This is a genomic window from Microbispora rosea (genome assembly GCF_900156315.1).
In the GTDB taxonomy this organism is placed as follows: domain Bacteria; phylum Actinomycetota; class Actinomycetes; order Streptosporangiales; family Streptosporangiaceae; genus Microbispora; species Microbispora rosea.
Window position 1 is genome coordinate 117,525 of sequence record NZ_FTNI01000016.1, and the last position, 11,513, is coordinate 129,037.

Consider the following 11,513-nt stretch of genomic DNA (forward strand, 5'->3'; position numbering starts at 1 on the left):
GGGACGGGCCCGTCGCAGGGATTTCCCGAGGCGAGGTGTCAGCCATGCGTGCGATTCTGGCGGCGGCGGCACCGCGAATTCGCCCGCGACCTCGTTCCGGGCGGATTCCTTGACATTCTTTTGCGGGTGTCCCGCTCGCCGGTCGGAAACGCGGAAATCGCGAAATCGCATTTCCGGCGTCCTGCGAACCTCCGTCAGGAAGGACGGTGCGCCCGCACTACCAGGGTGACCCCCGGAAACGACTTGACGGGCAGATATCGCTCGGCCGCGACCACGGCGCCCAGTCCCAGGTTGACCAGCAGCGGCACGTCGGTGACGTCGGAGCCTCTGGTGCGCTTCCTGCGCCAGGCCACGACCGGCCGCATCAGCACGTTCCAGCTCCACATGCGGTCGACGACCAGCCCGGCCCCGCGCAGCAGCGCGGACAGTTCCTCCCGGGCGTACCTGCGGAAGTGGAAGGACGCCACGTCGTGCGCCGACCACAGCGCCATGTCGCACGGGACCGTGATCAGCGCCCGGCCCCCCGGCCGCAGCACCCGCACCAGCTCGCGGGCGGCCGTGCGGTCGTCCTCGATGTGCTCGAGCACGTCGAACGCGAGCACGAGGTCGAAGGACTCGCCGGGCAACGGCAGGTCGCACGCGTCGGCGTGGATCGCCCGCAGCCCTCGCCGGAGGGCCAGCTCGACCGCGGTCTCGGAGTAGTCGGCCGCCAGCGCGTCCCACCCGTGCTCGACCAGCACCCGGGTGTTGCCGCCGCCCGCGGCGCCGATGTCGAGTGCCGTGCCGGGCGGACCGAGCCGCCGCAGCTCCCGGGCGAGCATGGCGCGCCGCTCCCGGTACCACCAGTGCCGGTCCTCCAGCTCGACGGTACGGCGGATGTCAGTGGCCTCCATGGGCAGCCTTTCCTAATGATCAGTTCTTACGTCGGGCCGGAAACGTCCAGAGTCTGTGCACGAGGTAGGTCAGCGGCACGTTCACGACGATGACCAGCGCCTGCGCCACCATGATCGGAATCCCGGCGAGCTCAACCAGGAGCGGAACGCCCGTGACCGACGCCGCCAGGAAGCCCAGCCCGACGGCGTAGAACCGCAGGCTGCCCAGCAGCCAGGACGATCCGGACACGCGGAAGACCATCAGCCGATACCACGGGTAGACGACGACCGAGGCGGCGAACTGGCTGGTCACGAGCAGGATGAGGTAAGGGACCCGATGCCCGAGCGCGGCCAGTTGCACGCCGAGGATCGCGTAGTACACCAGGGCCGAGATGGTGCCGCCGCCCAGGTAGAGCACGCGCCGCCGGTCGAGCGCCGCGGACAGGACCCGCCACGCGAGGCGACGGCGCACCGCGCGCGGGCGGCGATCGTGACCCGGGCCTGGACGTCGAGCGGGTGCCGGTGCCGGCCCCGTCGCCAACCCGGCCGCGTTCCTTCTCACGTCAGCGCACCTCGTAGCCGCGCACCGCGTCGACGACCCGGGCCGCGCCGGCCTCGCCGAGACCCGCGAAGAGCGGCAGCCGTACGAGCCGGTCCGCGACGCTCTCGGTGACCGGGCAGCCGCCGGGGGCGGTCCTGCTGTGCCGCACACCGGCCGGGGAGTTGTGCAGCGGCTGGTAGTGGAACGCCGCCTGCACGCCGTGCGCCGCGAGATGGGCGATGAACGCCTGCCGGTTGCGCAGGTCGGGCAGGAGCAGGTGGTAGAGGTGCGCCGGATGCGCGCGGTCGCTGGCGACCGACGGCTGTGCCACCCCGTTCTCGGCCGCCCAGTCCGCCAGGCCCTCGTGGTAGCCGCGCCAGACCGCCTGGCGCAGCCGCTGGATCGTGTCGAACGACTCCAGCTGGGCGGTCAGCATGGCGGCGAGGACGTCCGAGGGCAGATAGCTCGACCCGACGTCGACCCACTGGTACTTGTCGACCTGTCCCCGGAAGAACCGGCTGCGGTCGGTGCCCTTCTCCCGGATGATCTCGGCCCGTGTGGCGAGGGCGGCGTCGTTGACGAGCAGGGCGCCCCCCTCCCCGCACTGCACGTTCTTCGTCGCGTGGAAGCTCTGCGTCGCCATGAGCCCGAACGACCCGAGGGGCCGGCCCCGGTAGGACCCGCCCAGCCCGTGCGCGTTGTCCTCGATCAGGGCCAGGCCGTGACGGCGCGCCACCGCGCCGATCGCGTCCATCTCGCAGCCCACCCCGGCGTAGTGGACGACCACCACGGCCCTGGTCCGCTCGGTGATCGCGGCCTCGATCAGGCGTTCGTCGATGTTCAGGGTGTCGGGCCTGCAGTCCACGAACACCGGCACGGCTCCGCGCAGGGCGTAGGCGTTGGCGGTCGACACGAACGTGAACGACGGCATGAGGACCTCGTCGCCGGGCCGCAGGTCCAGCAGGATCGCCGACATCTCCAGGGCGTGCGTGCAGGAGGTCGTCAGCAGGGCGCGGCCGGCGCCGGTCAGCTCGCACAGGAGCCGGCCGGCCCGCTCGGTGAACGGCCCGTCCCCGCAGGTGAACCCTTGGCGTACCGCCTCGGAGAGGTAGGCGAGCTCGTTGTCCGCGACGTGGGTCCGGTTGAAGGGGACAGCCTTCAGGCTGGTGGTGCTCACCGCCGTAGTGAACAACGGCCCCGCTCCCCCGCCCCGCCGCCGCCGCGCGCGGTTGGCGAATCATGGCGCAAGCCTTACGGCGGCGGCGGGGAACGGGGCCGGCCGGGCTATCTCGCGGTGACGACCTGCACCACTTCGTTCGAGGTGCTGGGCGCGAAGCGCACCCACGCCTCGGCCTGCGCCGTGAGGCCGCCGAGGTAGACGGCGGTGATGTGGTGCTCCCCCACCGACAGCGCCGAGGTCGTGAACGTGGCGGGCGTGTCGGCGCCGGTCTGCATCCCCGAGCCGATGACGACGCCGTTGTCCTTGAAGAGCACCCTCCCGGCGGGCACCAGCGTGCCGCTGCGGGGACGCACCCGCGCGGTGAACGTGACCGGGAACTTCGCCCGGGAGGGGTTCGGCGAGGAGGTCAGCTCGGTCGTGGTCCCGGGGTCGAACGGCAGCGTGACGCGGGTCGGCGGCGGGACGATCGCGTCGACCGTGTTCGCACGGTCGATCCCGTTGTCCGTCTCGGTGGTGCCCTCGATCGTGACGGTGTTGTCGAGCAGAAGGGTCCGCCCGTTGACGACCGCGCCTTCCGCGACCTTGATCGAGCCGCGGGCCAGGACGGTGCCGCGGAAGGTGGAGTACGTCCCGAGGGCGGCACCCTCGGTGGCCTGCCAGTAGATGTTGTCCGCCTGTGCCCCGCCCACGAGCATGACGTTGCTGACCCTGGCCGTGGTCAGCGTGCTCGCGCGGAAGATGAAGACCGCGTCCGGGTTGCCCCCGGCGTCGACGGTGAGCGTTCCGTCGATGCGGAACGTCCCGTCCGACGAGTCGTAGACGCCGGGAGTCCTGCGGGTTCCACCGAGCTCGCCGGGCACGGTGACGGCGGGGCCCCGATCCGCGATGTCGTCGTAGGCGGCGGTCGCGTCGGCCATCACCTGCGCCGCCTCGGCGTCACCGGCGTGGATCTCCCCCTCGACCACGCCGGGCGGGAAACCGGTGACGGCGGTGCCCGGGCTCACGTCGACGTCCCCGGTGATCAGAGTCGCGTTCGTGCTGATGACCGTGCCCGCCGCCAGCACCGCCGTGTGCTCGGCGGCGCCGAGGTCCACCGGGGGCTGATCCGCGCTCGCACGGCCGTCCATCACGACGAGCACGCCCGCGACCAGGGCCGCGGCCAGTGCCGCGTACACCCACAACGCGGTGGCGCCGCGTGGGAGAAACCGGCGGTGACCGGCGACTGCCGCCATGAGAGGACTCCTCCTTCTCGGGGATCCGGCCTTGCCGCGTGATCGGCCCGGGCGGGTCGATCGGCGGGTCGCGGCGGCCTGCCCGCGCGTAAGCATTGGGTGAGGGAACCGGCAGGGACGCGGCCGGACACCGGGCAGGGGCGTTTCGTTGCCCGTTCTTTGCCCGGCGCCGGCCGTTTCGTTCAGCCCTGCTGGAACACGACGTCGACCCAGTAGTTCGACGATCGGAAGGTGCTGGACGGGAAGGTGTCGGTGGCGCTGTAGGCGTACACCCCGTTGCCGCCCGACGCGCCGTCGGCGGGCGCGGTCAGGGGCCCGTTGCTGCGCGGCGAGGTGAAGTACGGCCTGGTCACCGAGTAGCGCCCAAAGGTGTGGTACGAGACGACGTAGGTGGTGCCCGCGGTGATGGGGACCGGGTCGGGGAAGTCGACCTGCTGCCACCCGCTCGCGGTCTCGTTCGTGAAGGTCGCGGTCGCCAGCTGCGTGCCGCCTGACGTCCACAGGCTGCCGATGTGGGTCCCGGTGTTCTGCGGGCCCTTGTAGAACCGGACGCCGGTGACCAGGCCGCCGGTCGCGGAGGTGAACTTCACGCCGAGCACCGCGTCCTGGTCGTCGGGCTGGTTGACGACAGCGGGGACGTCGGTGTTGTCCCAGAGCGTCTGCGAGGGAGTGAACATCACGTCGACCCAGTAGTTCGACGCCCGGTAGCTGCTGTTCGGGAAGGTGTCGGTGGCGCTGTAGGCGTACACCCCGTTGCCGCCCGACGCGCCGTCGGCGGGCGCGGTCAGGGGCCCGTTGGTGTACTGCGTGGTGAAGTACGGCCGGTCCATCGCGTAGAAGCCGGACGTGGTGTGGTACGACGCGATGTACGTGGTGCCGGAGCTGATGGCCACAGGGTTGGGGAAGTCCATTCGCTGCCAGCCGGTCGCGGTCTCGTTCGTGAAGGTCACGGTGGCGAGCTTCTGGCCGTCGGCCGTCCATAAGCTGCCGGTGTGTGTCCCGGTGTTCTGCGGGCCCTTGTAGAACCGGACGCCCGTGATCACGCCGTCCACCGCCGGCTGGAACTTCACGCCGAGCACCACGGCCTGCGGGTCGTTGCGTGACGCCTGGTCGGGGGTCGCGCTGTCGCTCCACAGGCTGACGCTCGACACGCTCTGCACCAGCTCCGGCGAGGTGCTCGGGGCGAAGTGGATGACCTGCTCTCCGTCGAAGGTGTCGCCGCCGAGGTAGACGGCGGTGATCCGGTGCTGCCCTGCGGCGAGGCTCGACGTGGTGAGCCTGGCGGGATGCCCGTCGTCGTGGTAGTCCGTGCCGATGACCGTCGTCCCGTCCTTGAACGCCACGTAGCCCGCGGGGACGATCGACCCCGACTGCGCCTGGACGTTGGCCGTGAAGGTCACCGCGTCCCCCGTGTCGGACGGGTTGAGCGAGGAGGTCAGGGTCGTGGTCGTGGGCGGGTTGTTCGGCACCGTCACGCGGGTGGCCGGGAGGCTCGTGGTGCCCTGCAGGCCGATCGTGTTGTTCAGCGAGAACAGCCGTCCGTACACCGCGGCGCCCGAGCTCACCGACACCGCGCCGGAGGCGAGCACGTTGCCGCGGAAGGTGCAGAACGTGCCCAGCGACACGGTGCCCGTGAGCTCCCAGTACACGTTGTCCTCTTGGGCGCCGTTGATCAGGGCGATGTTACTCACGCCGCCGGCGGTGAGGGTGGAGCCCCGGAAGACGAAGAGGGCGTCGGGGTCGGCCTGCGCGTCGAGCGTGAGCGTACCGTTGATCGTGAAGGGGCCGCCGCTGGAGTCGTAGACGCCGGGAGTCCTGGTCGTCCCGCCGAGGGCGGTGGGGATCGTGGCGGTCGAGGACATGGCGGCGATGGCGTTGTACGCGCCGACCACGTCGGCCTTCGCGCCCGCGGCGGCGGCGCCGGTCCGGATGGAGCCGCTGACGGTGCCCGGCGGGAAGCCGGTCACCGTGGTCCCCGGGCTCACCCCGAGGTCTCCGGTGATCGAGGTGAGGTTGGTGTTCGTCACCGACGTCCCCGCCAGCACCGCGTACGTGTCGCCGTCGCCGATCGTCAGGGACGGGGCGGCGCTCGCACCGCCGGGGATCGCGACTCCCAGCGCGATGACCGTCAGCAGAGCCGTGAGCGTGGCAGAGAGGCGGCGCCGGACGGTTGCGCCGAAGCCGAGGCGGCGTCCGCCGGCCGCCTTCCGCAGGGCGGGCTCACGCCCGCGTTTCATCTCATTTGCATTCATTTCCTGACCTTTCTCGCATAATCCGGGCAAATGCCACATAAGCGCACGTCGCGATGGGACTTTCTATGCGAACCGGCTGGTGGAGCCGGCAGATGCGATGCGCAAACGATGACGCGAGGAAGGCCACCACGGAATAGGTGATTGCCGCGCCGATAAACAGGATCTATACGCGGACAGAAAAGATCTACGAAGTTACCGCTTGGGTTGGATAGTACTCCAGGGTTCGCGGAGCTTCCATACGATCCGCTCTTTTCGCTGCGTCCGGCTTCCCTTTCATCGCATTTCCAGATAAGCGCACGGCCTCTTTTTCTCCGGACGTTTCCGACCACCGTTCGGGGCCGGGCGGGAGCGCCACCCGGCCCCGAAGGGTCAGGACAGGACGGTGAACGGACGGCAGTTGCCCGGCCAGGCGGGGACACCGCCGGTGCCCGGGGCAGGGAAGACCGTGCACCGGGTCTGCGCCACCTGATCGGCGGTGGCCACGGTCACGTACAGGTCGTTGCCCGTGCCCGCGAGCTCGGCGTCCACCGAGGCGGCCAGCACGCCGGCGGGGTAGCCCGCGACGTGGGACAGGTCGTACCAGGTGTTCGTGCGGGGATCCCTGACCAGCGTCCTGCCGTCACCGGGGACGCGGCCGAGGAACGTCAGGAGCGATCCGGGATTGCCGACGAACGAGCTCGAGTCCACGCTCGTCGTGGGACCGGCGGGCCCCGCCGGGCCGGGAGGCCCTGCCTGCCCCGCCGGTCCGGCCGGGCCCTGAGGTCCCGCCGGGCCCGCGGGCCCGGCTGGTCCTTCCGGTCCGGCCTCTCCCTCGGGTCCTTCCGGTCCTGCGGGCCCTGCGGGTCCGGCCTTTCCTTCCGGACCTTCAGGACCCCTGGGCCCTTCCGGCCCGGGTGGCCCCTGCGGCCCCCGCTCGCCGGTCTCCCCCACGGGTCCGGCCGGGCCCGTGACTCCCCGCTCGCCGGACGAGCCGATCGGGACGAACGGACCGGTGGGGCCACCCGCTCCGGACAGCCAGGGCGGCATGGTCATGAAAGGCCATGCGGCACCGCCCGAGTCGCGGGGCCCGCCGTCGTCGTCCCACACGGGTACGGCTGCCGCGGGTGCCGGCCGGACCGGCGCGGCGGCCCCCACCGCATTCGTCGGCCCGGACGGCGGCGCGGCGGCGGCGCCTTCTCCGGCCTCGTCGTCCCACGGCCAGGGCGGCGCGGCGAACGTGGTGGTGCCCCCTCCCCGTGCGCCCCGGCCGTCCGTCGTGCGGACGCCCCGCGGCGCGCACTGCCGCTTCTTCGCCTTCTTCGCGCCGCGGGTGGCCGAACCGTGCGCACGCCCGGGCCTGGGACCGCATTCCGTATCCGCCTTCGGCCCTCGTGGGCCGTGGCCGAAGAATACGGACGCTTTCCCGCTCGCCGTGACGCCCGCGCCGGCCGGAGCGGACAGCGCCATGACTCCGCCGGCGACCACCCCGGCGACCACCGCGGCGACGGTACGCCGCAGTGCGCCCGCCCCGCCGGGCGACCGCGACGTCGCCCCACTTTCCCGAGGATTCACCCGAACCCGTCCTTCCAGCGAGAAATCCAGCTTCTGATGCCCTATCGCGGGCCGGCCCGAATTCCCGGCGAATTCTTTTCCCGGGGGAAAGCCGCCACATGAGTGTTCCGGCCGCCGGACAGCCGGGACGCGCCGGTTCCACGCGCATCCCTCGTCCTGCTCTTTGACGGCGGTTTACCCGGTCCCGCGCCGGCAGCGCCAACGGGGCGCGCGAAATGCGAAACGATATCCGCCCTGCAGGGAACTCTCCGCTTCCGCGCATGTCGCCGGGCGATATTCGGTCACCGCTATCCTTCGCTAGCCGTCCTCAGCTTAAGGCGTTCCGTCGCGCGAACCAGAGGTTGTACATGCCAGGCGAATGGAAAACAGTGGGCGCTGCCCGGAAAACAGGATTTCCCCGCACCGCGCGTATCTTCGGCACTGTTATGACGGCCGCGGCCGTCCTGCTCGCCACAGCCTGGGCTCCGGTCTCCGCCGGAGACTCCGCCACAGACCTGGGCCAGGGCGACGTGAAGATCGTAGGCACGCCCCCCTCCGGCTCGCCGCAGGGCACGCCCACGCCGAACGCCAAGGTTTCCCCCGGTGCCTCCACAGGCGCCCCCGCGCCCGAAGCCCCCCGAGTCCCGGCGACCCCCACGGCACCCGGCACGCCCGGCGGCCCCGCCGGACCCGCGGCGCCCGAGCCGCCCGGATCCGTGCAGACGGCCGACGCGGTCCAGGCGAGCCCCACGACGGACGCGCAGGCCGCGCGCCTCGGCGGCTGGGGGCACCTCCGGAGGGGACGGGGCCGGGCGTCCCGTCAGACCTGCCCGCCGGGATCGATCATCTGCGTCGAGAACAGCCTGCCGGGAAGTCCGCCCTCCGAGTGGGACGTGCCCGGCGCGGGCAGCCCGACGATCACCGGCTACGCCACCCAGATGAGCGTCAACGCGGGACAGACCCAGCAGTTCAAGGTGAACGCCCCCTCGATCACCTCCTACCGGATCGACATCTACCGGGTCGGTTACTACAGCGGTCTCGGGGCGCGGAAGATCGCCACCGTCAACCCCTCGGTCCCGCTGCCGCAGGCGCAGCCGGCCTGCCTGAGCAACACGACGACGGGCCTGGTCGACTGCGGCAACTGGAGTGTCTCGGCCTCCTGGGCCGTGCCGGCCGACGCGGTCTCCGGCGTCTACCTCGCGAACTTCACCCGCACCGACGGCACCAGCGGAGTCAGCCAGAACATCTTCGTCGTCAGGAACGACGCACGTAATTCCGACATCCTCGTGCAGACCTCCGACGCGACCTGGCAGGCGTACAACACCTACGGCGGCAACAGCCTGTACAAGGGCCTGCCCGTGGGCCGCGCTTTCAAGGTCAGCTACAACCGTCCGGTCATCACCCGCGCCGGATGGCCGGAGACCTATTTCTTCAACGCCGAATACCCCATGATCAGGTGGCTGGAGTCCAACAGCTACGACGTGAGCTACACCAGCAGCGTCGACATGGTGACCAGCGGCTCCCAGCTGCTGAACCACAAGGTGTTCTTCTCCTCCGGGCATGCCGAGTACTGGTCGCAGGAGATGCGCGACAACGTCATCAACGCCAAGAACAAGGGCGTCAACATCGCCTTCTTCACCGGCAACGAGATGTTCTGGAAGACGAGGTGGGAGAGCAGCATCGACCCCTCGGCGACCCCGAACCGGACGATGGTCTGCTACAAGGAGACCGTCGCCAACATGAAGATCGATCCGAGTCAATCCTGGACCGGGACCTGGCGGGATCCGCGTTTCGCCCAGCCGCCCAACGGCGGCTATCCGGAGAACGCCATGACCGGGACGCTCTTCATGATCAACGGCAACGTCAACAACGCGATCACCGTTCCGGCGGAGTACGCCCCGATGCGCCTGTGGCGCAACACCTCGATCGCGAACCTGCAGCCCGGGCAGGTCGCCACCTTCCCGAACGGGACGCTGGGCTACGAATGGGATGCGGCGCCGGACAACGCTTTCGCTCCGGCGGGGCTGGTCCTGTTCTCCAAGACCACCGTGGCCACCACCACCAAGTTCCTGCTCGACTTCGGCGCGACGTACGGCGCCGGAATCGCCACCCACAGCCTCGTCCTCTACCGCGACCCGAGCGGCGCGTACATCTTCGGCGCGGGGACCATCCAGTGGTCGTGGGGGCTGGACGCGGTCCACGACCGGCCGGGCACGCCGACGGACATCCGGATGCAGCAGGCCACCGTCAACCTCCTCGCCGACATGCGGACCCAGCCGGCCACCCTGCAGGCAGGTCTGGTCCCGGCCACGCCGTCGACCGACACCGCTCCCCCGACCTCGACGATCACCACCCCGTCGAGCGGCGCCTCGGTGCCCGGCGGCACCACCGTGACGGTCGCCGGAACCGCCGCCGACACCGGGGGCGGCGTCGTGGCGGGGGTCGAGGTGTCGGTCGACGGCGGCACCACGTGGCAGCGGGCGACCGGCCGGACGGCCTGGACGTACGCCTGGACGACGACGAGCGGCCAGGGCCCGGTCACGATCATGTCCCGGGCCGTCGACGACATCGGCAACATCCAGCGGACCCCGGCCAGCAGGCCCGTCACCGTCAACGCGGGCTGCCCGTGCTCCATCTGGTCGCCCGACACCGTGCCCGCCAACGTCACCAAGGACGACAACAAGGCCATCGAGGTCGGTGTGCGATTCCGGGTCCGCAGCCCCGGCTACATCTCCGGGATCCGGTTCTACAAGGGCCCGCTGAACACCGGGACGCACGTCGGCAGCCTGTGGACCAACACCGGGCAGTTGCTGGCCCAGGCGACGTTCACGAGTGAGACGGCGACCGGCTGGCAGCAGGTGAACTTCTCGACCCCCGTGCCGGTGAACAACGACGTCACTTACGTCGCCTCCTACCACACCAACACCGGGTTCTACTCGGTCAACCGGGACTACTTCGTCACGCAGTACTCCAACGGCCTCATCACCGGACTGGCGGACGGCGCGGACGGCGGCAACGGGCTCTACACCTACAGCAAGACGAGCACGTTCCCGACCAGCACCTACCGGGCCAGCAACGCCTGGGTCGACGTGGTCTACTCGCAGGCGACCACGCTGTGGGACGAGTCGGCGACACCGGACGTCGTCGCCCAGCCCGACAACAAGGCGGTCACGCTGGGGGTCAAGTTCCAGTCCTCCGTGTCGGGCGCCATCCGGGGGATCCGGTTCTACAAGAGCACCCAGAACACGGGTGTCCACGTCGGCAGCCTGTGGACGACCGACGGGCAGTTGCTGGCGAACGTCACGTTCACCAACGAGACGCCGTCCGGCTGGCAGCAGGCGCTCTTCTCCACACCCGTGAACATCACGCCGGGCACCACGTACATCGCGTCGTACTTCACGCCGACCGGGTTCTACGCGCTGGACCGGTTCTACTTCACCACGCAGTACAGCCGCGGCCCGCTCACCGCTCTGGCCGACGCCGCGTCCGGCGGCAACGGCGTCTACACCTACGCCGGGACGAACACGTTCCCGACCGCCACCTATCGCGCCTCCAACTACTGGGTGGACGTGCTGTTCGACCCCGCCCAGGCGCAGGCTGCGCAGGCCGCCCGGCGGGCGTTGCGCTACGGAGCCGACCGGGCGTACGGGAACCCGGTGCCGCACTCGCTTCCGGGGCGACGGCCCGCGGCGCCGTACGCGCCGGCCCCGCTCGTCCGAGGGACCGGCCGGGCGCAGCGCGACGCCGCGAGGGCGCCGATGCTGGAAAGGTTCTCCTACCTGGCACGGCCCCCGCGGTCCGGGGCGTTCCATCCGGGAGGCCGCGGGCACGCGCGGCATCCCGGCGGCGGGCTTGCACGGCATCCCGGCGACGGGCGGCCGGGCTCCCGGTCGTGAGAGGCCGACC

Annotated in this window: 7 protein-coding genes; 1 reads left to right on the forward strand and 6 read right to left on the reverse strand. The window is 70.8% G+C overall.

The features are described 5' to 3' along the window. Nucleotides 1–194: 194 nt before the first annotated feature. The 6 genes from BXA11_RS22480 to BXA11_RS44725 form a co-directional block, all read right to left on the reverse strand. On the reverse strand, nucleotides 195–893 hold the full coding sequence (locus BXA11_RS22480; RefSeq protein WP_076437534.1) for a class I SAM-dependent methyltransferase: 699 nt from the start codon (nucleotides 891–893) through the stop codon (nucleotides 195–197). A 19-nt stretch (nucleotides 894–912) separates the two neighbouring features. Next, a complete protein-coding gene (locus BXA11_RS22485; RefSeq protein WP_076437536.1) occupies nucleotides 913–1,344 on the reverse strand; it encodes a GtrA family protein in 432 nt (143 codons plus the stop codon). Between the two features lie 91 nt (nucleotides 1,345–1,435). Continuing rightward, nucleotides 1,436–2,590 (reverse strand): dTDP-4-amino-4,6-dideoxygalactose transaminase, encoded by a 1,155-nt coding sequence (gene rffA / locus BXA11_RS22490; RefSeq protein WP_239104991.1) that lies wholly within the window; start codon nucleotides 2,588–2,590, stop codon nucleotides 1,436–1,438. A 107-nt stretch (nucleotides 2,591–2,697) separates the two neighbouring features. Continuing rightward, on the reverse strand, nucleotides 2,698–3,825 hold the full coding sequence (locus tag BXA11_RS22495) for an ice-binding family protein (RefSeq protein ID WP_076437538.1): 1,128 nt from the start codon (nucleotides 3,823–3,825) through the stop codon (nucleotides 2,698–2,700). A 182-nt stretch (nucleotides 3,826–4,007) separates the two neighbouring features. Continuing rightward, on the reverse strand, nucleotides 4,008–6,062 hold the full coding sequence (locus BXA11_RS22500) for a DUF4082 domain-containing protein (RefSeq protein ID WP_076437541.1): 2,055 nt from the start codon (nucleotides 6,060–6,062) through the stop codon (nucleotides 4,008–4,010). Between the two features lie 384 nt (nucleotides 6,063–6,446). Continuing rightward, a complete protein-coding gene (locus BXA11_RS44725; protein ID WP_167769269.1) occupies nucleotides 6,447–6,764 on the reverse strand; it encodes a hypothetical protein in 318 nt (105 codons plus the stop codon). Between the two features lie 1,289 nt (nucleotides 6,765–8,053). On the opposite strand from BXA11_RS44725, the gene BXA11_RS22510 reads away from it, so the two are divergent. Beyond that, on the forward strand, nucleotides 8,054–11,503 hold the full coding sequence (locus tag BXA11_RS22510; RefSeq protein WP_076437546.1) for a DUF4082 domain-containing protein: 3,450 nt from the start codon (nucleotides 8,054–8,056) through the stop codon (nucleotides 11,501–11,503). Nucleotides 11,504–11,513: the final 10 nt, after the last annotated feature.

Bases quoted from the DNA above. Each gene is read 5' to 3' on its own strand.
- BXA11_RS22480 (WP_076437534.1), bottom strand. From the start codon at position 893: ATGGAGGCCACTGACATCCGCCGTACCGTCGAGCTGGAGGACCGGCAC.
- BXA11_RS22495 (WP_076437538.1), bottom strand. From the start codon at position 3,825: ATGGCGGCAGTCGCCGGTCACCGCCGGTTTCTCCCACGCGGCGCCACC.
- BXA11_RS22500 (WP_076437541.1), bottom strand. From the start codon at position 6,062: ATGAAACGCGGGCGTGAGCCCGCCCTGCGGAAGGCGGCCGGCGGACGC.
- BXA11_RS22510 (WP_076437546.1), top strand. From the start codon at position 8,054: ATGACGGCCGCGGCCGTCCTGCTCGCCACAGCCTGGGCTCCGGTCTCC.